Annotated in this window: 19 protein-coding genes; 5 read left to right on the plus strand and 14 right to left on the minus strand. The window is 52.5% G+C overall.

What is annotated here, in order from left to right; translation table 11 throughout:
- Positions 1-140: 140 nt before the first annotated feature.
- The 7 genes from F7231_RS15240 to F7231_RS15270 form a co-directional block, all read right to left on the minus strand.
- The gene (locus tag F7231_RS15240; RefSeq protein ID WP_166692513.1) at positions 141-731 is read right to left on the minus strand and encodes an RNA polymerase sigma factor; all 591 of its coding nucleotides are present in this window, start codon (positions 729-731) and stop codon (positions 141-143) included.
- Positions 732-838: 107 nt separating this feature from the next.
- Positions 839-1,672, minus strand: coding sequence for a translation elongation factor Ts (gene tsf / locus F7231_RS15245; RefSeq protein ID WP_166692514.1), 834 nt, complete (start codon positions 1,670-1,672; stop codon positions 839-841).
- A gap of 160 nt (positions 1,673-1,832) precedes the next feature.
- On the minus strand, positions 1,833-2,687 hold the full coding sequence (gene rpsB, locus F7231_RS15250; RefSeq protein WP_085411341.1) for a 30S ribosomal protein S2: 855 nt from the start codon (positions 2,685-2,687) through the stop codon (positions 1,833-1,835).
- Positions 2,688-2,843: 156 nt separating this feature from the next.
- On the minus strand, positions 2,844-3,230 hold the full coding sequence (gene rpsI / locus F7231_RS15255; RefSeq protein WP_085411339.1) for a 30S ribosomal protein S9: 387 nt from the start codon (positions 3,228-3,230) through the stop codon (positions 2,844-2,846).
- 3 nt (positions 3,231-3,233) lie between these two features.
- Positions 3,234-3,677 carry a 50S ribosomal protein L13 gene (gene rplM / locus F7231_RS15260; RefSeq protein WP_085411337.1) on the minus strand — a complete coding sequence of 148 codons (444 nt, stop codon included), beginning with the start codon at positions 3,675-3,677 and terminating at the stop codon, positions 3,234-3,236.
- 317 nt (positions 3,678-3,994) lie between these two features.
- Entirely contained in the window at positions 3,995-5,464 is a 1,470-nt protein-coding gene (locus F7231_RS15265; protein WP_166692515.1) for a DUF1501 domain-containing protein, read from the minus strand.
- Positions 5,465-5,478: 14 nt separating this feature from the next.
- Positions 5,479-8,979, minus strand: a complete 3,501-nt coding sequence (locus tag F7231_RS15270) for a DUF1553 domain-containing protein (RefSeq protein WP_166692516.1) — start codon at positions 8,977-8,979, stop codon at positions 5,479-5,481.
- Positions 8,980-9,179: 200 nt separating this feature from the next.
- On the opposite strand from F7231_RS15270, the gene F7231_RS15275 reads away from it, so the two are divergent.
- Complete coding sequence (locus F7231_RS15275; RefSeq protein WP_085411333.1) at positions 9,180-9,809, plus strand: FMN-binding negative transcriptional regulator; 630 nt, start codon at positions 9,180-9,182, stop codon at positions 9,807-9,809.
- Between the two features lie 93 nt (positions 9,810-9,902).
- Here the strand turns inward: F7231_RS15275 and rimO are convergent, their stop codons facing one another.
- Positions 9,903-11,243, minus strand: coding sequence for a 30S ribosomal protein S12 methylthiotransferase RimO (rimO, locus tag F7231_RS15280; RefSeq protein WP_166692517.1), 1,341 nt, complete (start codon positions 11,241-11,243; stop codon positions 9,903-9,905).
- A gap of 80 nt (positions 11,244-11,323) precedes the next feature.
- The gene (locus F7231_RS15285; RefSeq protein WP_166692518.1) at positions 11,324-12,832 is read right to left on the minus strand and encodes a helix-turn-helix domain-containing protein; all 1,509 of its coding nucleotides are present in this window, start codon (positions 12,830-12,832) and stop codon (positions 11,324-11,326) included.
- Positions 12,833-12,981: 149 nt separating this feature from the next.
- On the opposite strand from F7231_RS15285, the gene pckA reads away from it, so the two are divergent.
- Positions 12,982-14,595: a phosphoenolpyruvate carboxykinase (ATP) gene (gene pckA, locus F7231_RS15290; protein WP_166692519.1), complete on the plus strand. Its 1,614-nt coding sequence runs from the start codon at positions 12,982-12,984 to the stop codon at positions 14,593-14,595.
- Between the two features lie 53 nt (positions 14,596-14,648).
- Complete coding sequence (fbp, locus tag F7231_RS15295) at positions 14,649-15,692, plus strand: class 1 fructose-bisphosphatase (RefSeq protein WP_085411328.1); 1,044 nt, start codon at positions 14,649-14,651, stop codon at positions 15,690-15,692.
- 45 nt (positions 15,693-15,737) lie between these two features.
- Here fbp and F7231_RS15300 read toward each other — a convergent pair whose 3' ends face one another.
- The 5 genes from F7231_RS15300 to rpmG all read right to left on the minus strand — a co-directional run bounded on the left by F7231_RS15300 (position 15,738) and on the right by rpmG (position 18,524).
- Positions 15,738-16,103: a hypothetical protein gene (locus F7231_RS15300; protein WP_166692520.1), complete on the minus strand. Its 366-nt coding sequence runs from the start codon at positions 16,101-16,103 to the stop codon at positions 15,738-15,740.
- 269 nt (positions 16,104-16,372) lie between these two features.
- Positions 16,373-16,846 (minus strand): peptidase associated/transthyretin-like domain-containing protein, encoded by a 474-nt coding sequence (locus tag F7231_RS15305; RefSeq protein ID WP_166692521.1) that lies wholly within the window; start codon positions 16,844-16,846, stop codon positions 16,373-16,375.
- Between the two features lie 107 nt (positions 16,847-16,953).
- Positions 16,954-17,922 carry a signal recognition particle-docking protein FtsY gene (gene ftsY / locus F7231_RS15310; protein ID WP_085411324.1) on the minus strand — a complete coding sequence of 323 codons (969 nt, stop codon included), beginning with the start codon at positions 17,920-17,922 and terminating at the stop codon, positions 16,954-16,956.
- A gap of 197 nt (positions 17,923-18,119) precedes the next feature.
- Positions 18,120-18,275 (minus strand): DUF4295 domain-containing protein, encoded by a 156-nt coding sequence (locus F7231_RS15315; protein ID WP_085411322.1) that lies wholly within the window; start codon positions 18,273-18,275, stop codon positions 18,120-18,122.
- A 66-nt stretch (positions 18,276-18,341) separates the two neighbouring features.
- A complete protein-coding gene (rpmG, locus tag F7231_RS15320) occupies positions 18,342-18,524 on the minus strand; it encodes a 50S ribosomal protein L33 (RefSeq protein WP_085411320.1) in 183 nt (60 codons plus the stop codon).
- Positions 18,525-18,779: 255 nt separating this feature from the next.
- Between rpmG and F7231_RS15325 the strand changes: the two genes are divergently transcribed.
- Together F7231_RS15325 and F7231_RS15330 are read left to right on the plus strand one after the other, a co-directional pair.
- Positions 18,780-19,727 (plus strand): polysaccharide deacetylase family protein, encoded by a 948-nt coding sequence (locus tag F7231_RS15325; protein WP_166692522.1) that lies wholly within the window; start codon positions 18,780-18,782, stop codon positions 19,725-19,727.
- A gap of 120 nt (positions 19,728-19,847) precedes the next feature.
- Positions 19,848-20,876 carry an LLM class flavin-dependent oxidoreductase gene (locus F7231_RS15330; protein WP_166692523.1) on the plus strand — a complete coding sequence of 343 codons (1,029 nt, stop codon included), beginning with the start codon at positions 19,848-19,850 and terminating at the stop codon, positions 20,874-20,876.
- Position 20,877: the final 1 nt, after the last annotated feature.

The following is a 20,877-nucleotide window of genomic DNA, read 5'->3' on the forward strand; positions in this document are numbered from 1 at the left end:
AGTTCTACCACGTTGAGCGCATTCCGAATCAGATCGATTTCGGATACAATCTGTTCTTTCAGATGTGGCGGACAATCTGCATGTGGCTCTATCAGTTTAAAGGGATTTTCCATGTTGGTTACGAAAAAAAGGTAGGCTATTTACTTCCAGAATGACAATGCTTTGATGCCAATGAGCACCCAGAAAATTAGGGCTTCGACGTAACGGCGTCTTAGTTTTTCCTTCGCGCGCATGAGGCGCATTTTTACGGCACTTTCGGTTAGCTGTTGCCCATCAGCAATCTCCCGAATGCTGATCTCATCCTGGTATTTCATCATCAGCAATCCCCGCTCGTCAGGAGTTAGATAATCCAGCGCCTGATTGAGCCGCTGGGCTTCCATCTCAGCAATATCAGCGTCTTCCCCATCCGTGTAGTCGGATAGTGTCTCATAGAAGTCGTCTGAATAAACTTCTTTGTGCTTCGGGCTACGAAGCTGATCCATGCAATAATTATAGGTAACTGAGTATAGCCAAGTCGAAAATTTAGCCTGCTCCCGGAAACTACCTAGTTTTGTGACGACTCGAATAAAAATATCGTGCGTGAAGTCTTCAGCTCGCTCTCTGTTTTTCGTAAACGATAAGCACTTACGGAAAACTTTGTCGCAGTACCGTGTGTAAAGCGCTTCAAAATAACTGTTACGCTGCGTCGAGAGATACAACTGTACTAACTCTTCGTCTGTTAGGTGTTTCATGCTGGATGGTAGTGAGACAAGTAGCGTGCCGGAAAGTAACAAAAAACACAAAAAAAAGCCCGACTTTCTAGTCGGGCTTTTTCAAGAGAACACTGAATGCTGTCCGATTATCCGATCGAAACACGCTTGAATGAAGAGACTGTCAGACCTTTACTCGTCTTATCTAACAGTTGAGCAATTGTTACTGAGCTATCTTTCACAAACTCCTGGTTCAGTAGCGTGTTATCTTTGTAGAATTTGTTCAGTTTACCCATTGCGATTTTCTCGAGCATCGCTTCAGGTTTGCCTTCCTGACGAGCCTGATCTTTACCAATCTCAATTTCGCGTTCGATCACGCTGGCATCGATACCATCTTTGTCAAGAGCAAGTGGTTTCATAGCAGCAATCTGCATCGCAACGTCTTTACCTACTTCTGTTACGTCGGTTCCGCTCGTATTGCTCAAACCTACCAGAACGCCCAGTTTGCCGTTCGAGTGGATGTACGACACTACTCTGTCAGCCGTAACAGTTTCAAATGAAACTACGTCGATTTTCTCGCCGATTTTACCCATCAGGTCCGTGATGTGATCCTGCAGTGTGCGGCCGTCGGCCTGTACTTCAGCAAGCAATGCTTCTTTGCTGGTTACATGATCAGCTACGGCGTTGCTTAGGATGCTCATCGCCAGGTTTTGGAAGTCAGCTACCTTCGATACAGGCTCTGTTTCGCAGGCTACGGCCACTACTTTGCCTGATTTGCCATCTTCGCTTACGTGCGCCAGCACTACACCTTCGGCAGTAGCGTTGTCGGCCCGTTTGTCGGCGATTTTCTGGCCCTGCTTACGCAGAATAGCTTTGGCTTCTTCAAAATTGCCATCGGCTTCAACAAGGGCTTTTTTGCAATCCATCATACCGGCACCTGTTTCCTGCCGGAGTTTATTTACGTCTGCTGCGGTAATTGCCATTTTATTAGTTTGATGTTTGGCGTTTGATGTTCGACGTTGCGCTGCCTGACGAACGTCAAACATCAAACGCCAAACATCAAACTGTTTTTTCAAAAAATAGCCCATAGCCGTGTTGGGGCTACGGGCTATCCGGTCAATCGTCTGTGTCTGTTAATTAATACTAATCGGTGTTGCCTTCTGGCGTTGCGTCGATCGGAGCTTCTTCAGCTACAGGCGCTTCTTCCACGGCTACAGGTGCATCGGCACCTTCAGCAGCAGCAGCGCGGGTTTCTTCCTGGCGCTTAGCATCTTCCTCTTCCTGCGCGGCCTGGCTGTCTTTGTCCTGCTTGCGCTCCATCAAACCTTCTTCAATGGCCTTACCAATCGCCAGCGTAATCAGCGAGATCGATTTGTAGGCATCGTCGTTGGCTGGAATAGCGAAGTCAACAAGGTTTGGGTTCGAGTTTGTATCGCACATAGCGAATACAGGAATTCCCAAACGAATGGCTTCCAGAACAGCAATGTTTTCCCGCTTCACGTCCACTACGAACAAAGCCGCAGGCAGACGGGTCAGGTCAGCAACACCACCCAATACACGCTCCAGTTTTTCTTTTTCGCGTGTCAGTGTCAGCCGTTCCCGCTTGGCGATGTTCTTGATGGTTGTTTCATCTTTGAGCATCTTCTCCAGCGTTTGCAGCTTTTTCAGCGACTTGCGGATCGTAGCGAAGTTGGTCATCATACCACCGAGCCAGCGGTCAGTCACGTATGGCATTTTCAACCGGCGTGCTTCTTCCGAAACGATTTCCTGAGCCTGCTTCTTCGTTGCCACGAACATCACCTTGCGGCCTGAGCGAACAATGCCTTTGATAGCATTGCAGGCTTCATCAAGCGAAGCAAGTGTTTTATTCAGGTCAATGATGTGGATGCCGTTCTTCTCCATGAAGATATACGGAGCCATCCGGGGGTCCCACTTGCGCGTAAGGTGGCCAAAGTGCACACCAGCGTCAAGGAGATCTTTATATTCGACTTGTGCCATTTTCTTTAAGGAACAAATACTACTAAAAAGTGAGAAATACGCAGCACCGCGCGTCGGCATCTTCTAAGCGCAGTCTGGACTAAAAATGCTGAGAGCGAGGGGAATTGGGCGGAGCGGGTTAATACCCTACACCCTACGCCCCATGCACTTAACTGGTTAACGTTTCGAGAACTGGAACCGGCGACGGGCTTTTTTCCGGCCTGGCTTCTTCCGTTCTACCATACGTGAATCCCGTGTCAGGAAGCCTTCTTTCTTGAGGGCTGGACGGTTTTCGGCGTTAGCTTCAACCAGTGCGCGGCTGATGGCCATGCGCGTAGCCTCTGCCTGACCCGTTACACCGCCACCGCGTACGTTTACTTTCACGTCATACGTCGTGTCAGCTTTAACCGTAGCAAATGGCTGGCGGGTGATAATTTGCAGTACTTCGGTCGGGAAGTATGCGTTCAGTTCTTTTCCGTTAACCGTGATGGTTCCGTTACCTGGCTGCATGTAAATGCGGGCAACAGCGGTTTTCCGGCGACCGATGGTGTTAATACGCTCCATTGGTTAGAATTTAATTTCTTTCGGTTGCTGCGCCGCGTGGGGGTGGCTGTCACCCGTGTACACGTACAGATTGGTGAATAAACGGCGGCCCAGACGGTTCTTGGGCAGCATACCACGAATGGCATGCTCGAGCACACGCTCAGGGTGTTTCTCAAGCCATAAGCGCGGCGAAGCAAAACGCTGACCACCGGGATAACCCGTGTGACGAACGTATACTTTGTCGGCCATTTTACGACCGGTGAAACGAATTTTTTCGGCGTTGATGATGATGACATTGTCACCGGTATCAACGTGGGGAGTGAAGTTGGGCTTGTGTTTGCCACGAATGCGGGACGCTACCTGAGAAGCGAACCGACCAACAATGGCATCCTTAGCGTCAACGACGATCCACTCCTTGTTTGCGGTCCCTTTGTTGGCCGAAACAGTTTTGTAGCTTAACGTATCCACTGGATTGTGAGCGGTATTTATTGATTAACAGACGATTGCACAGAACAAAAAGATTCCCGCCCTAAAACGGGAGTGCAAATGTACGGTGTATTTAGCTGAATAGCAAGGGTTAACCCGTCTGCTGCTCAGCAAATAAGCCAATTCGTTAGCGGATTAATAAAGTGGAGGAATACTGGCTCTCTAGCCGATAAGCCAGCACAACAGGGTTCAACACATGCAGAATCTTGATATGTAGGGGTGGTCCCTCACCGAATCGCGCCATAGCTGCCATTTTCGGACGGAGAGGGCTGCATAAGTAACCCATTCGAAACACTGTTCTACGCCAGCAACGGCTTAATTACCTTTCCATGAACGTCCGTCAACCGATAACGTCGGCCTTGATGTTTGAACGTTAGTTTTTCGTGATCGACGCCCATTAGGTGCATAATTGTGGCCTGGAAATCGTGAACATGGACGGGGTCTTTCGCTACGTTATAACCGAAGTCATCTGTTTCGCCGTAAACAAGGCCTTTCTTCACGCCAGCGCCAGCCATCCAGATGGTGTAGGCACGCGGGTGATGGTCGCGACCGTAATTGTCGCGGGTAAGTTTGCCCTGCGAGTAAGGACCCCGGCCAAATTCGCCGCCCCAGATCACAAGCGTATCATCGAGCAGACCGCGCTGGCGAAGATCATTCACCAGTGCCGCCGAGGCCTGATCGACGCTCTTTGTCTGGATCTGAATATCATTGGGCAGGTTGCCGTGCTGATCCCAGCCCTGATGGTAGAGCTGCACGAACTTTACGTCTTTTTCAATTAGCTTGCGGGCCAGCAGGCAGTTAGCCGCGAACGTACCTGGCTTGCGACTCTCGGGGCCGTACATGTCAAAAATATAGTTAGGCTCTTTGTCCAGGTTCAGCGTTTCGGGTACAGATGCCTGCATGCGGTACGCCATTTCGTACTGCTGCATTCGGTTATTGATCTCCGGGTCGAGTACATATTTGCTTTGCTCGGCGTGCAGCTTGGTCAGGTAATCGAGCATGCGGCGGCGGCTGGTGCGGTCGATACCCGGCGGATTGTTGAGATAAAATACCGGGTCGGGGCCAGACCGGAACACCACGCCCTGATGCACCGACGGCAGAAACCCGTTGCTCCAGAGTTTGGCATATAATGGCTGGTCGCCATCCCGGCCTTTCGAAAGCAACACGACAAATGAGGGCATGTTCTGATTGTCGGAGCCCAGCCCGTAGCTTACCCACGAACCGAAACTAGGTCGCCCGCCCTGCTGACTACCCGTCTGAATAAACGTAATGGCCGGGTCGTGGTTGATAGCATCCGTGTTGAGCGTTCGGATGAAGGTGGCGTCACCGGCGATCTTCGCGATGTTCGGTAACAGTTCGCTGACCCACATTTGCCCCGGTCCGTGCTGCGCGAATTTGAAGGTCGATGCTGCCAGTGGGAATTTGCTTTGGCCCGCGCTCATGCCCGTGAGTCGTTGCCCGTTCCGCACTGAAGCGGGCAGGTCTTGCCCCCACATCGCCTCCAGTTTCGGTTTGTAGTCGAAGAGGTCAAGTTGCGACGGGGCCCCGCTTTGAAATAGGTAAATCACCCGTTTCACTTTCGGCGGAAAATGCGGTTTTCCCAGCGCAGGCACGTCACCCGGCTTCGGCCCATTACCGGCAAAAAGCTGGCCAGGGTTCAGCAGGGAAGCCAACGCCAACGTACCCAGCCCAGCGCCGGTTTGCCCCAGGAAATTCCGGCGGCTAAGGGTGTCGTGGATATTATCGAATATTTCGTCCTGGATGTCCATGTTCGTTGACTAGTTCACCTCTTCACAATTGCTTCATCGAAATTCATGATCGTGCTGGCTACAACGGTCCAGGCGGCGAGTTCGGCGGGGTTTTGTTGCTTATCGATCGGGTATTCGCCGACTGTCAACAACTCCTGTGCCCGCTTGGGGTTTCGCTTGAAATCGGCTAGCTCTTCATCGTATAGTTGCTGCATCAACGCCACTTCCTGGGTACGTGCCGGGCGACTGATGACGCGACGGAAAAAGGCGTCGACGATCGCTTTGTTTCTGTTTTCATTAATGGGTCTGCTGGTAACCCTTTGCGCCATGACGCGGGCGGCTTCGATAAACTGCGGGTCGTTGAGCGTTACGAGCGCCTGTAGAGGTGTGGCCGTTTTCTGGCGTTTCACGGTACATACATGACGCTCGGCAGCGTCGAAGTTGAGCATCATAGGTGGTGGTGACGACCGTTTCCAGATCGTGTATAGACTACGGCGGTACAAGGTGTCGCCATGATTCTGATTGTAGACAACGGCGTTTCGCGTGGCCAAGGCTTCCCAGATACCGGCTGGCTGGTAGGGTAACACGCTTGGTCCACCCAGTTTTTGTGTCAGTAAACCACTAGCCGCCAGTGCGTTGTCACGTACCTGCTCGGCCGAGAGACGATAGCTCGGTCCGCGACTCAGGTACGTGTTGTCGAAATCAGCTTCACGTGCGGCCGGGCTTACCGATGACGACTGCCGGTAGGTGGCCGACGTAACAATCAACCGGTGCATGGCTTTCACATCCCACGGCTTGGCCTCTGCACCAGACTCCTGGTCGCCACCTTCCCGGAAGCGAACGGCCAGGTAATCGAGCAGTTCGGGATGGGAGGGGAGCGCACCCTGATTACCGAAATCGTCGGGGTTTTTAGCGAGTCCCTGCCCGAAATATTGCTGCCAGATCCGGTTCACCATCACCCGGCTGAGGAGCGGGTTTTCGGCGCTGGTGAGCCAGTTGGCCAGTCCGAGGCGGTTGCGGGGCTGGTCGCTGTCGAGGGCGGGTAGGAAGTGGGGCGTTTCGGGCGTTACGGCCTCACCGGGGGCATCGTAAGCACCGCGTTTCAGTAGGTACGTTGGTCGGGGTTGGCTCATTTCCTGCATCACCATCACCTGCTTGGCGTCGGTGAGGGTCATGAATTGTTTGCCCCGATACACCATCGCGCTATCGAAGGCGGCGCGGTAGCCAGCATCCTGGGTACGTATGTAATAGGTGTATAGCCCGGCGCGCTGCTCAGGCGTACGGGTATCGGCGGGGGTACGCACGGCGGTCGTGATTGCATCGGGTTTCCCAGCCAGTCGGGGCAGTTCCAGCGGCGTAAGGCAGCGATTGTAGATGCGTAGTTCATCCACGGCGAAATCCTTGTAGAAATTGTCGTGCATGCGCCCCACGTAAAACGGGTGTTGCGCCCAGTGTGATTTCTTCATACCCCAAACAATGCTGTGAATCAGGTGATCGTTGACTACCCGCGTAGCTATCGGCAGACCGTTTAGGTACAGAGAAATGCCCTTCGCCTTGCCCATCCCGTCGTAGGTAAACGCGACTTGGAACCACTGGTTGGCAGGTACTTTTTCGACCGATTCAATATCGATGGCGTTGGCGGGCCAAACGTGGCTCATCATCACCTTCAAGCGACCGTCGGCCAGTAAGTCGAGTTGGTAGCCGCGCTGCCCATCCATTGGCCCGGTTGTACGGCCAACCAGGGTCATGGCGGTGCCGAGTTTATTCAGCCTGAACCAACTGCTGACAGTAAACGGCTGGTTCTGATCGAAGGCGGCCAATTCAGACGGCAGCACAATGAAGCTATCGCCGGGAAGAAAACGGGCTTTGCCGAACCGGCCCGCTACCTGTTTCGGTAAGTTATCGACGTCGCCGCCCAGGTAAGCGTGCAGGGTATCATTGGCGGTGTTCAGAAAGAGGTTACGTGGATTTTCTTCTACCGATAGGCGGGTTTTGGGCTTGCGCGGCTCCTTCTTTTCTTCAGGTGCTGGCTTGCCCTTTGCCAGTGCTTTGGCTTCGGCCAACTTCCGCTGTTCGTCTCGGCGATTCCGTTCGTCAGACTTCTTGGCTTCATACGCCTTTACATCGCCCCGATTGGCTTCATCAAAAGTGTAGCGAGCCACCAAACCAGTTTCGTTGGGCGCAATAGACCGCCGTTCGACCTGCGTCAGCCATTGACCAAACCGTTGTTGGTAAACCGTCCGGTTCGGGTTCAATTGCTGTTGGATCGGCGTCAACTTCTGGTGAATATACGCCAGTTGAGCCTGTTCCTCAGCCGTAGTCAATGTTATGGTTGGCGCTGCTTCGCCGTTGTAGGGAATCTGGCCGCGCTCGTTGTTCGAGTTGAAAAAGGCGAACAGCGAGAAGTAATCTTTCTGCGAAATGGGGTCGTATTTATGGTCGTGGCAACGGGCGCATTCGGTGGTCAGGCCCAGAAACGCTTTGCCAAACGTGGCTACCCGGTCGGCCACGTATTCCACGCGGTATTCCTCATCCACAATGCCGCCTTCCTGCGACTGCTGATGATTTCGGTTGAAGGCCGTTGCCAGTAGCTGATCGCGGCGATCGTTCATGTTGGCTGGTTTGGGCAGCAAATCGCCCGCTAGTTGCCAAGTGACAAACTGGTTGAATGGCTGATTTTTGTTGAACGACCGAATGACCCAATCGCGGTAGGGCCACATCGTGCGCAGGCCATCGTCCTGATAGCCGTGCGTATCGGCGTAGCGGGCCACGTCGAGCCACTCCACCGCCTGCCGTTCGCCATAATGCGGACTAGCCAGCAACCGATCCACCACTTTTTCATAGGCATTCGGCGATTTGTCGGCCAGAAACGCGTCAATCTCGGCCAGGGTTGGGGGCAAACCAGTCAGGTCGAGCGTAACCCGGCGAAGGAGCGTCGTTTTGTCGGCCTCCCGAGCATGTCGCAACTTCTTATCACCCAATTTCGCCAGCACAAACCGGTCGATGTCGTTACGTACCCAGGAATCGTTTTTGATCTCGGGTACGTCGGGCATGGTCGGGGCCACTAGCGACCAATGTTCCTTGTATTCGGCACCCTGTTCAACCCACCGGATCAGCATGGCTTTCTCCTCCGCGCTTAACGTCAGATTCGACTTCGGCGTGGGCATCATCTCGTCGGGATCGGTGCTGGTGATGCGGTGGAACAGCTCGCTGCTGGCCAGATCGCCGGGAACGATGGCTTTTTTGCCACTCTTTTCCAGTGCCGCGTAAGCGCCTTCGGGTGTATCGAGCCGGAGGCCAGCTTGTTGCTTGTTCTTATCCGGTCCGTGGCAAGCAAAGCAGCGATCAGACAGAATTGGCTTGATGTGCAGGTTATAATCGACCTTTTCAGGTACGTTCAACTCCGCCGCCACCACATCGGCAGGTTTGGTTACGCTGCTGAACTGGCTACACGATGACCAGATCACGCCGCTAAACAGGCCAACGGCTAGTGAAACAAGGCTATACTGAATTCGATTCGATGCCCGGCGTATCATGCGATTGGTAGAGCTACGTTACAGAAGTCAAACTTATAGCAGAATAATGCTAAAAACAGATTTTTCTACCCGTTATAACATGTGTCGCTTAAACAGCATCGGTGATTGCCTTAAATTCGCCAGTTCTTAGAACTGGCTGACTGCCTTTCCATACCGTACTGTTTCCGGAAATTTTCTGTCAACAGCCCACTCAGTTGCTTATGTACGTACCTAAACATTTTCAGGAAAACGATCGTGATCAACTTTTCCAGTTTATCCGGGAGTATTCATTCGCGCTGCTTGTGCTGACAAACGAAGCAGGTGTTCCTATCGCCACCCATTTGCCAATTGAGCTTCAGGTTGATGCTGACGGCACGGCGCGGCTGATCGGTCATGTCTCGAAGGTAAATCCGCAGGCAATCCTGTTCGGCAGCACAACGCCTGCGCTGGCCGTTTTTTCGGGACCGCACGCCTATATCTCTTCGTCGTGGTACGATCATGTGAACGTACCTACCTGGAACTACCTGTCGGTGCACGTGTATGGACGTACCCGCGTGTTGACCGATGAGGAAACGCTTGCGTTGCTACGTACCCAAGTGGATAAATACGAAGCCGCCTCGGCCTGTCCCGTGTCGATCGAGAGCATGACTGAGGCGTATGTTCGTCAGCAAATGAAAGGCTTGGTGGCGTTTGAACTGGCAATCGAAACGATGCAGGGAGCCGCCAAACTAAGTCAGAACCGGGATGATACTAACCATGCCGCCATCGTCGATCAACTTCACCAGCGCGATGATATTGAGTCGCACCGCGTTGCCGATGAAATGCAAAAGCGGCGGCTGGAGAAAGTCTAAGTCGTTGTATAAATACCGGAGTTGCTTCGCTAGTCATAGGGAACGACCAGCGAAGCAATAGTATACTGCACAAAGCAGTACGCGAAGCCATTTTTACGCCAGTGTAGGTACACTGACCTCACTGGCCACTTCGCCGTAAAGATCGAACGGTTGGGCGTCGGTGATACGTACCTGGGCGAAGTCACCCAGGCGGACGTATGTGTTCTTGGTAGCTGGTACCAGCACTTCGTTGTCTACTTCCGGCGAGTCGAATTCGGTACGGCCGATGAAGTAACCGCCCTCTTTCCGGTCGAACAACACTTTGTGGGTCTGGCCTACTTTCTTCAGGTTATTCTCGTGTGAAATGCCTTCCTGAATCTCCATAATGGCGTCGGCGCGTTCCTGCTTTACGTCGTCAGGTACGTTGTCGGGCATCGAGTAGGAGTGTGTCTGATCTTCGTGCGAGTAGGTGAACGTACCCAGTCGGTCGAAGCGCATCCGGTTCACGAAGTCGAGCGTCTCCTCAAACAGCGCATCAGTTTCGCCCGGGTGCCCCACAATCAGTGTGGTGCGCAGGTGGATCCCCGGCACTTTCGCGCGAATCGTGTGTACCAACTCTTCGGTTTTTTCACGGGTAATACCCCGTCGCATCAGCTTCAGCAATTCCGTCGAGCCAGTTTGCAACGGCATATCCAGGTAATTGCAAACATTCGGCCGTTCGCGCATGACGTCGAGCACGTCGAGTGGGAAGCCGGACGGGTAGGCATATTGCAGGCGAATCCAGTCGATGCCTTCTACGTCGGCCAGGCGGTCGACGAGTTCGGCAAGGTTGCGCTTTTTGGCTAGGTCAAGGCCGTAATAGGTCAGGTCCTGAGCAATCAGAATGAGTTCTTTGGTGCCGCGACGGGCCAGCGATTTTGCTTCCATCACCAGTTCGTCCATCGGGCGCGACACGTGGTGACCGCGCATGATCGGAATGGCGCAGAACGAGCAGGGCCGGTCGCAACCTTCGGCAATTTTCAGGTACGCGTAATGGGCGGGGGTCGTCAGCAGGCGTTCGCCAACGAGTTCGTGCTTATAATCGGCACGCAATGTTTTCAGCAGACGGGGTAGTTCGTTAGTGCCAAACCACGCATCGACGGTCGGCATTTCAACTTCCAGCTCATCTTTATAGCGGTGTGACAAACAACCCGTTACGTATACTTTATCCACAACACCCGCTTCTTTGGCGTCGACGTACCTGAGAATGGTGTTGATGCTCTCTTCTTTGGCGTTATCGATGAATCCGCAGGTGTTGATCACCACAATGTTGGCGTCGTCCTTTTTCGATTCATGCGTCACGGCCATGCCGTTGCCTTTCAATTGCGTGTACAGCGTCTCTGAATCGACCAGGTTTTTTGAGCAACCCAGCGTGACGATGTTGATTTTATTGGTAAGTAAGCCTTTGGTTTTCAAAACAAAATTGGATTGACCCTATCGTGGTTAGGGTAACGCCTGAATAGAGTTTCAAGTTTCAGGTAGTAGACGATGAAGAGTTATAACTCGTTTACCTTTCTCAATTCCTCAATTGCCGCCTGCACCCGCTCTGTCTGTTCATTTCGCGCCAATACAACCGGTGCTGCCGCACGGACAGCGCAGTCGGGGATAGGGCAACGCTCGCAGGTTTCGCCTACGTCGGTACGCGGAATGGTGGGGTCGTCGAGGAAAGCGAAGACGGAACGGAGTTGGTCGGTGATAGGCAGCCCGATGTTGATGCTGCTATTGGTGGTAGATGGCGGCGACGATTTGGCGATCGACAGCACGAAATAGGCGTTCCCATCGCTGGGGTAGGTCGTGATCTGCGCCTGACAAATGGGCTGGCCGTTCCAGTTTCCCTGTGCCTGTTCGGTGCGTAGGTCGTTCAACAGCGTTAAGGCCACCTGGCGACGGCAGTAGTGTTCGTCGCGTGCCACGCCGTGAGGGGTATGCAAACGGCTCAGATGCAACTCTTTCGATAAAACGAATCGGTCGTTGTCGTTGCGTCCGCCTGGCTGGTCGAAACGGAGAAAGAACAGATCATTAAGGCCAAACCCACTTGTAAGCAGGCTCATCGTCCGAAGCAGAAACATTTCGGGCGTAACGCCAAAATGGGTCAAGGCCTGTAGCAACCGGTCGGGCTGCCAGGTACGTTGTGCAACAAAGGCAGTCAGAATAGGCATTAGCCCGGTTCGTGGCATTAGCACTGCCCGCGAGAAGTACGACGCACGAAAATTGTTCAGCACTTCATCGAACGAACGGGCCGCCAGCATCGATGATTCAAGTGGTCGGTTGACCAGTTGTAAGTGTCGGTAGCCCACCTCGCGCGCCAGTGTGAACGCCGTTTGCTCGGAGGATAACCGGCTATTGATCAGTAGCGTGTTCGATTCCGGAATATAAACAGACCGTAGCGATGTGAGCGCAGGGTGCGTAGTGTCGTCGTAAGGGGTTACCGTACAGCTGAAAGTGCTAATTAGTACGTCAGTGAGTTGAGCGGGCAGTTGGGCCGGCGATTCAGGCAGCGGGTGTTGTGCCAGAAATGCATCGGCCTGTTGTTCCAGGTCATCGAAATAGGTGTCGTGCATAGCTTGATACGTACGCAACACCGAGAAATAAAACTGCTCAACACGCAGGTCATAGTTGCGGCCAATTTCGATGATCGTACTAATGAATGCGCTCAGTTTGGCAGGTGCATTGGCCATCACTTCTAAAAAATAACCGGGCTCTATACCAAACAGATCGAATGGTAACTCGTTGAGAACGTTCGAGTTGAGTAAGCCGACAACTGGTTCCAGTCGCTTGCTGACGCGTAGCGATACCAGCGAGTCGTAGTCGGTACCCAGCGCTTTGGCAATGGCAAAGATCTTTTCCGTTTTCGGGTACTTTTTCCCCTTCTCGATCTCATTTAGGTAGGAAGGTGACAGGCCGGTCAAATCGGCCAGGTCATAAGTCGACAACCCCTGATCGGCTCGCAACTGTTTCAGCTTAAGGCCAAAAATGAGCCTTACTTTATCCCGGTCGGTATTCATGATATAATCTGGAGAGGTGTACAGCCTGGGACAAAATTACAACTTCCCGTTCGATAAGCGTTGCTCTAAATTTTAGCGAACGTTCGCTAAATATATAATAATCGCTACTATCTTTGTTTCATCGCTCGTACAGTAAACACACGCCTACTATGGTCATTGAACAATCGCAATCATTTGCCCAGTTAATCAGCCTTAATTTTCCGGCCGATAACGCCATTGACTTCCTGCAACTGGCAGAACCCTCTGAGCTGTTTTTTCAACTTTCGCCAGCGGCCTTGATCGAGCAGGCAGTGCAGCGTGGTGAGGGTCAACTAACAGATACTGGTGCCTTGTTATGCACAACGGGTCGTTTTACAGGCCGTTCGCCCAAAGACAGGTACATCGTGCGCGATGAGTTGACGGCCGATACCGTAGACTGGGGCAACGTGAATATCCCGTTTTCGGCGGCCAAATTTGATCAGCTACATCGTCGGATGCGTAGCTTTCTGGAATACCAGACGGTATATGTGCGCTATGCCCGGGCTGGTGAATCATCGCCCGGTGCTGATCCGGCGCATCAGCTAAACCTTTGTATTCTGACCACGGCAGCCTGGCAAAATTTGTTCTGCCATAATATGTTTCAGCGGGTAGCCGACGACGAACTGAACCGGTTCAAGCCAGATTTCACCGTATTGGCCGTTCCCGGCTTTAAGGCCATTCCAACGGAAGATAGTACGCGCGCCGAAAATTTTGCCCTACTCAACCTGTCGAAGCGCATCTTGCTCATTGGGGGTACGTGCTACGCAGGTGAGATCAAGAAGGGAATTTTCTCGGCTTTGAATTACCTGCTCCCTTCTCAAAATGTGCTACCCATGCACTGTTCGGCTAATGTGGGCGAGCGCGACGGCAAAACCGACGTGGCGCTCTTCTTTGGCTTGTCGGGCACTGGCAAAACAACGCTCTCAGCCGATCCGAACCGGGCGTTGATCGGTGATGATGAGCATGGCTGGAGCGAAACCGGCGTTTTCAATTTTGAGGGCGGCTGTTACGCCAAAGTCGTTGACCTGACCCGCGAGCGTGAACCCCAAATCTATGACGCCATCCGGTACGGTGCCATCGTAGAGAATACCCGATTTGCGCCCGGCACCAGCACGGTCAATTACAGCGATACGAGCCTGACCGAGAATACACGGACGTCATACCCCATCGACTTCATCAATAATGCCCGTATTCCGTCGGTGGCGGGCCACCCTAAAACGATCTTTTTCCTGACCTGCGATGCGTTCGGTGTACTGCCGCCCATTGCCCGCCTCACGCCCGAGCAGGCCATGCAGTACTTCCTGCTAGGCTACACGGCCAAAGTAGCTGGAACCGAAATGGGCGTGACCGAGCCGAAAGCCACCTTTTCGGCCTGCTTCGGGGCAGCTTTCATGCCACTTACTCCAGGTGCGTATGCCAAGATGCTGGGTGATAAAATTCGTGAGCACGACACCGATGTCTGGCTCATTAATACTGGTTGGACGGGCGGCGGTTACGGCGTTGGTAAACGCGTTAGTCTCACACACACACGGGCACTAATCAGCGCGGTGCTGTCAGGCAGGCTCGACCCCGACCGAATCCAGTACCGTGCTCATCCGATCTTCGGCCTTGCCATGCCAGCCACCTGCCCCGACGTACCCAACGCCCTGCTCGACCCCCGACAAACCTGGGTCGACACCGCCGCCTACGACGAAAAAGCCATGTACCTGCAACGGTTATTCGACGAAAAGCAACAGATTCTTTGACCTGATCTTATGCCAGCCATAAGTTAGTCATCACTCTTTCCATCATCACTCGTATGACGTTTACTGAAAACAACGCCGATCTGGGTAATCTGGCGCTGCCCGTCGGCACCACGCTCGACCGCTACATTATGCGTCGGCAAACGGCGTTTCCGTACGCTACAGGCGAGCTGTCGCAACTACTACGCGACATGGCGTTGGCGAGTAAGATTATTAACCGCGAAATAAATCGGGCGGGGCTGATGGATATTACCGGCTCGGCGGGGTCGGGGAATATTCAGGGCGAAACGCAGCAGAAACTCGATGTAGTGGCGAACATTCGGTTTCTACGCGCCCTGAAAAACGGAGGTGAGGTGTGCGCCATTATTTCAGAGGAAGATGACGATATTATCTGTACCGGCAACCGCAATGCCAAATACGTGGTTGCCATCGACCCCCTCGACGGCTCGTCAAATATTGATGTGAACGTATCGATCGGCACTATTTTCTCCATCTATCGCCGCGTTACACCAGTAGGTACCGAAGCGACAATGGCTGATTTTCTACAGGGCGGTGATAAGCAGGTGGCAGCGGGCTACATTCTGTATGGCTCCTCTACGATCCTGGTCCTGACAACGGGCGACGGCGTTAGCGGATTCACCTACGACACTTCCCTGGGAGAATACATTCTGTCGCATCCGGGACTTCGTCAGCCAGCCGACGGGCAGATTTTCTCATGCAACGACGGCAACGAACTCGATTATCCTGCCTATGTGCAGACGTACCTGAAAACCTGCAAGCAGCAACGCCTGACAGGCCGATACATCGGTTCGCTGGTGGCCGATTTCCACCGCAACCTTATCAAAGGCGGGATTTACCTGTATCCACCAACGGTAAAATCGCCCAACGGAAAGCTGCGATTACTCTACGAATGCTTCCCCATGGCCTACATTGCCGAACAAGCTGGGGGCGTAGCAACAAACGGCCGCAAACGCCTGCTCGATGTTGAGCCGACGAACCTTCATCAGCGTTCTCCGCTCTTCATAGGTTCAACAGAGATGATTCAGGCATTGCGGAGTGCTGAAGAATGCCTGGTTGCTGATGCTGTTAGCGTACTGTGAAGTAGTGTGTTCCTTTTTCTTGAAACTCCATGCTGTGAAGCCTGCTTACGCCACTTGCACAGTATTGAATGGGAATTTGTGCTCAACCCATTTCCTAGGAACACCCTTGAAATAATCCTCGATGGCAAAACTAAGTCCTTTGCCGTAGTCGAAAAAGAACGTGGCGTTTCCATCGTAGTCGATGAATCGAAAGTAGAAGTAGGCGAATTTTCCCTGTGCCGTTATATGCGATTCGATTAGCGCAACATTACCGGCGGTCAGTAAAGTAGACGTACCGGCACGGTGAACCGTAATTGCCTTTACTGCGGGATCAAGCACCAGTGAAGTATGGCGGATGATTGTCCAGAACTTTTCTTCCAGCAGGAATAATTTGTTGAGCAGATAGAACGAAGCACCGCACACTGCGATCATGAAGGCGGCAAGAATCTAATGCCAGATGCTTGTAGCTGTATCTAGATAATACAGGACTACCCAGCAGGCCCAAAGAGAGATAAGACAAGCAATAAGCCATACCGGCGAATTTGTCCACTGTAAGAAATCCAGCGCCTTATATTCGTAAACGACTACCCGTTTCAGTGGTGAATCTTCTCCGACGGATTCACTCGTATACCGAATCGCCCGGTATATCAACCAGCCGACCAGAGAGAAGGGAATGGCGAACAACAGGAACGTACCCATGATCAGAAAGCAGCCTGGTACGTAATCTGAACGGTGTGTTGCGTGGTGGTATTCTTTTTAACGGTTACAGCATTGAGCCGGCCATCCATATCGAATAAGCTGGCATACAGGCCCTTCGGTTCGCGCACCAGTACCGAATACGTACCTGCGGGAAGGCCATAAATGCAGAATTTACCGTCTTTGCCTGATGTTACCGTTTTAACTGGCTTTACGCCCTTCGTAGAGGTAATAAAGCCCTCTTCCATACCCTCAACGCCCTCCATGGTCAGAGCTGGGTAGATCAGGACCTCGCGACTAACGGGCGTGCCTTTCGACGGTATTTTCCCGGGGCCGGGCATCTGGTTACCGGTCTGTTCGAGTACCGTGCCACAAATGCCTTGCTTTTTGCTCATCACAGTTTTTTGCTTTGGCTTTTTTTGAGCCATTGAGTTGGTTGTCAGGCAGAAAAACGCGATAATAAAGAGGAGGCTACGCATGACGGTAAAGGGGTCTGTGGTTGGTTAATGCTTTGCTGGTGGGCAGGGAGCGCGATCACTACCTACCCGCCAGTAACACCCGATAGACAAGCAAACTGCCTGATCGTTTAACTCACCTTCTTGAAGAAGGAGTCGACAAACTCCATCTTATCGAAGGTCTGGAGATCGTCGATTTTCTCACCAACACCGATGTACTTAACCGGAATTTGAAACTGGTCGGAAATGCCGATGACCACACCGCCCTTGGCCGTACCGTCCAGCTTAGTGATCGCCAGTGCTGTTACCTCAGTTACTCTCGTAAACTCGGTTGCCTGAATAAACGCGTTTTGTCCCGTCGATCCGTCCAGCACGAGCAGTACTTCGTGTGGCGCGTCGGGAATAAACTTCTGCATCACCCGCTTGATCTTCGATAGCTCGTTCATCAAATTCACTTTCGTATGCAGTCGCCCGGCGGTATCAATAATGACTACATCGGCGCCCATTTCCTGCCCTTTTTTTACGGCGTCGTAGGCTACGGCCGAGGGGTCGGTATTCATACCATGCGAAATAACCGGAACGCCAACGCGGTCGCCCCAGAGTTTAAGCTGGTCAACGGCAGCGGCCCGGAAGGTATCGCCCGCGCCAAGCACAACAACTTTGCCGCGTTTGTGAAATTGCGACGCCAGCTTGCCAATGGTCGTGGTTTTACCTACCCCATTGACGCCAACGACCATGATAACATACGGTTTCTTGCCGGCAGGCAAGTCGAAGTCATCGCTACCTGTGGCACTGGCGCTTTTATTATCAGATAGCAGGGCGGCAATTTCTTCGCGCAGAATAGAGTCCAGTTCACTGGTCCCCATGTATTTGTCGCGCGCCACTCGGGCTTCGATCCGGTCGATGATCTTAACGGTTGTTTCAACGCCTACGTCAGAGGAGATCAGCACGTTTTCAAGTTCATCGAGTACTTCTTCGTCGACGGTCGCTTTACCGACAACGGCCCGTCCCAGTTTAGAGAAGAAACTGTCTTTGCTTTTCTCTAAGCCTTTGTCGAGCGACTCTTTTTTCTCTTTTCCAAATAAACCGAAGAAAGCCATAGGTATATAATAGTCTTGAAAGTCGTCATTGAGGAGTTCTAGGTCTGGAAAGCCGTATACTCGTCTGTATTGAGCAACGTGACTTATAACGCATCGATGACGACTTTCAGGGCTTTGAACTTCCTGTACAAAGCTAAAACAAAAAAAGTCCCTCATCGGGACTTCCTTGTACGCGGTTACTGAACGTTAACGAGCAACTAAGCTTTCAGTGCGTTTTGCACTTCGTCGATCAGTACCATTTCTTCTTTGAAGGTGTAAGCCCCCGTTTTGGGTGACTTCACGGCACGGATCACTTTCGCGTATGCTTTGCCGTTATCCTTCGTTTTCAGGGTTGCAACTACCTTCTTTGCCATTGTTCTGAGCTTGTTTTGACGTGTGCCTCAATTGCTGTTACGCATCGGGTTCCGCCGGATGACTAATTACTTAATCTCTTTATGGAGCGTTACCCGCTTCAAATTCGGATTGTACTTCTTACGCTCGATACGAGCTGGCGTGTTCTTACGGTTCTTAGTCGTAATGTACCGCGATGTGCCGGGAACGTTAGTTTCCTTCTGTTCTGTGCACTCTAAAATTACCTGAACTCTATTACCTTTCTTAGCCATGGCTATCTGATTTTTCTCAACGGGACCGCAAAGATAGGAAATGGAATCTTTATGCGCAACGGTCTTTTCAGTATGGCTGTCAGATTATTACGCATCAAATAGGCTCTGCGGATCAAAAAAGGGTATGCAAGCCAAACCAGCCTTCTTTTTGGTACAACAAGCATGGGCGTTATACACCTGCATAGCCCACAAGTAGGTGATCATCAGTGCTTAACTACATAGGCAGCTGAAAGGCTGCTTTCATCGTCAACCGATATGCAATTCTATTCTCTGGTTCTGTCAATCTGTTTACTGATCCTCTCTTTAGTTGCTCCTGTACGGGCGCAGAAGCAGATCTGTGTGACGATCGATGACCTGCCCACCGTGTCTCGCTTTTATCGGACTCCCGAGGGACGTGACTTACTCACGAAAAGCCTGCTCACTCAGTTAGGGCAGTATAACGTACCTGCTATTGGGTTCGTTGTAGGTGAAAAACTGGTAGTAAGAGACAAACCCGATACCGCTCAGATAAGGTTGCTCAAGCGGTGGCTCAGTGCTGGCATGGAACTAGGAAACCACACCTTCGCCCACAAGGACTACAATGCTGTTTCGGCTGCCGAGTTCCAGCAGGATATCGCTGGCGTAGACACACTGCTGCGTGGTTTACTACAACCGATGAACCGGCAACCCCGCTATTTTCGGCATCCCTATCTGCATCGCGGAAACACCGTGGCCAAGCGTGATTCATTGGTGCGCTACCTGGCCGACCATGCGTATCAGGAAGCCCCTGTTTCGATTGATAATGGCGATTACCTGTTCTCTGCTGCTTACGATATGGCCCTGCTCCGCCAGAATACCAGTCTGGCAGCAGCAGTGGGTAAGCAGTACGTAACATACATGCTCGACTGTGTCCATTATTATGAAGCGCAGGCCGATTCGCTGTTTAAACGCCCGATCGCCCATATCCTGCTGATGCATGCTAACACCATCAATTCCATTTATCTGGGGGAAGTGCTTTCTCGCCTGGCGACAGAAGGCTATCGCTTTATCTCGCTCGAGAAAGCGGTTCAGGATCCTGCTTATCAATCGCGCGACGACTATGTAAACAAAGGCGGTATTTCCTGGCTGCACCGCTGGGCCTTGACGCAGGGAAAACGGGGCGCTTTTTTCAACGGAGAGCCAGAGGTTCCCGCTGGTATTAGTCAGCTAGCTGAGGGTAAGTAAAGGCCGTGAACATGTGGGACAATTAGGCAGGTGGGGTAATTATTTAAGGGCTGTTTATGTTACATCCGAAAGCTTTCCGGCTCGTAAACGGGCTGGGGCACTTACGGCTTTAACAACGCGATGAACAGCATTCCTTTTTCTATACTCGATCTGGTTCCCGTTGCTCAGGGTAGCACGGTCAATCAGGCACTACAAAACGCCCGTGATTTGGCGCAACATGCCGAAAAATGGGGCTATAACCGATATTGGTTAGCCGAACACCATAACATGACCGGCGTTGCCAGTGCCGCTACCTCGGTCGTAATTGGGTACATTGCCGGTGGTACAAAAACGATTCGGGTTGGGTCAGGTGGTATCATGCTGCCCAACCACTCGCCACTCGTAATCGCCGAACAGTTTGGTACGCTCGCGTCGCTTTATCCGGGTCGGGTCGATCTGGGTGTTGGTCGGGCACCGGGTTCCGATCAGGTAACTGCCCGTGCGCTGCGGCGTAACCTGACTGGCCCCGATACGTTCCCGCAAGACGTGGTTGAATTGCGCCAGTATTTTCAGGCGGCGCAACCGGGACAAGCCGTTCAGGCAATGCCGGGAGCTGGCCTGAACGTACCCATCTGGATACTAGGCTCCAGCCTGTTTGGCGCGCAACTCGCAGCGATGCTGGGCTTACCGTTTGCTTTCGCGTCGCACTTTGCGCCCGACGCCCTCATGCAGGCATTGCATGTGTACCGCACACAGTTTGTGCCTTCCGAAACCCTGGCTAAACCCTACGTAATGCTGGGTATAAACGTGGTGGCGGCCGATACCGACGAGGAAGCGCGGCGGCTCTTTACGTCGGTGCAACAGCAGTTTATCAATTTGCGGCGTGGTACGCCCGGCCAATTACCACCGCCCGTCGACCGTCCCGATTTGCTCGAATATGCCATTCAGCAATCGGGAGCAAATCAGATGCTGCGCTATGCCGTTGTGGGCTCGCCCGAAACCGTGCACCGTGGCTTGACTAACTTCATTGAGCAAACACAGGTGGATGAACTGATGACAACCGCCCAGATTTTCGACCATTCGGCCCGGTTACGTTCGTTCGAGATTACGGCTCAGGTGCGTAATGCATTAATCGGCCAGTCAACGCTTACCGGCGAACTATCGGCCTGAC

This window comes from Fibrivirga algicola (assembly GCF_011742925.1).
Lineage (GTDB): Bacteria > Bacteroidota > Bacteroidia > Cytophagales > Spirosomataceae > Fibrella > Fibrella algicola.

Excerpts from the sequence above, each read along its gene's own strand:
- F7231_RS15300 (WP_166692520.1), bottom strand. The coding sequence starts at position 16,103 with ATGATCGCAGTGTGCGGTGCTTCGTTCTATCTGCTCAACAAATTATTC.
- F7231_RS15305 (WP_166692521.1), bottom strand. The coding sequence starts at position 16,846 with ATGCGTAGCCTCCTCTTTATTATCGCGTTTTTCTGCCTGACAACCAAC.
- rpmG (WP_085411320.1), bottom strand. The coding sequence starts at position 18,524 with ATGGCTAAGAAAGGTAATAGAGTTCAGGTAATTTTAGAGTGCACAGAA.
- F7231_RS15270 (WP_166692516.1), bottom strand. The coding sequence starts at position 8,979 with ATGATACGCCGGGCATCGAATCGAATTCAGTATAGCCTTGTTTCACTA.
- rpsB (WP_085411341.1), bottom strand. The coding sequence starts at position 2,687 with ATGGCACAAGTCGAATATAAAGATCTCCTTGACGCTGGTGTGCACTTT.
- pckA (WP_166692519.1), top strand. The coding sequence starts at position 12,982 with ATGGTCATTGAACAATCGCAATCATTTGCCCAGTTAATCAGCCTTAAT.
- F7231_RS15325 (WP_166692522.1), top strand. The coding sequence starts at position 18,780 with ATGCAATTCTATTCTCTGGTTCTGTCAATCTGTTTACTGATCCTCTCT.
- F7231_RS15285 (WP_166692518.1), bottom strand. The coding sequence starts at position 12,832 with ATGAATACCGACCGGGATAAAGTAAGGCTCATTTTTGGCCTTAAGCTG.
- F7231_RS15240 (WP_166692513.1), bottom strand. The coding sequence starts at position 731 with ATGAAACACCTAACAGACGAAGAGTTAGTACAGTTGTATCTCTCGACG.
- F7231_RS15275 (WP_085411333.1), top strand. The coding sequence starts at position 9,180 with ATGTACGTACCTAAACATTTTCAGGAAAACGATCGTGATCAACTTTTC.
- F7231_RS15265 (WP_166692515.1), bottom strand. The coding sequence starts at position 5,464 with ATGGACATCCAGGACGAAATATTCGATAATATCCACGACACCCTTAGC.
- ftsY (WP_085411324.1), bottom strand. The coding sequence starts at position 17,922 with ATGGCTTTCTTCGGTTTATTTGGAAAAGAGAAAAAAGAGTCGCTCGAC.
- fbp (WP_085411328.1), top strand. The coding sequence starts at position 14,649 with ATGACGTTTACTGAAAACAACGCCGATCTGGGTAATCTGGCGCTGCCC.
- tsf (WP_166692514.1), bottom strand. The coding sequence starts at position 1,672 with ATGGCAATTACCGCAGCAGACGTAAATAAACTCCGGCAGGAAACAGGT.
- rpsI (WP_085411339.1), bottom strand. The coding sequence starts at position 3,230 with ATGGAGCGTATTAACACCATCGGTCGCCGGAAAACCGCTGTTGCCCGC.
- F7231_RS15315 (WP_085411322.1), bottom strand. The coding sequence starts at position 18,275 with ATGGCAAAGAAGGTAGTTGCAACCCTGAAAACGAAGGATAACGGCAAA.
- F7231_RS15330 (WP_166692523.1), top strand. The coding sequence starts at position 19,848 with ATGAACAGCATTCCTTTTTCTATACTCGATCTGGTTCCCGTTGCTCAG.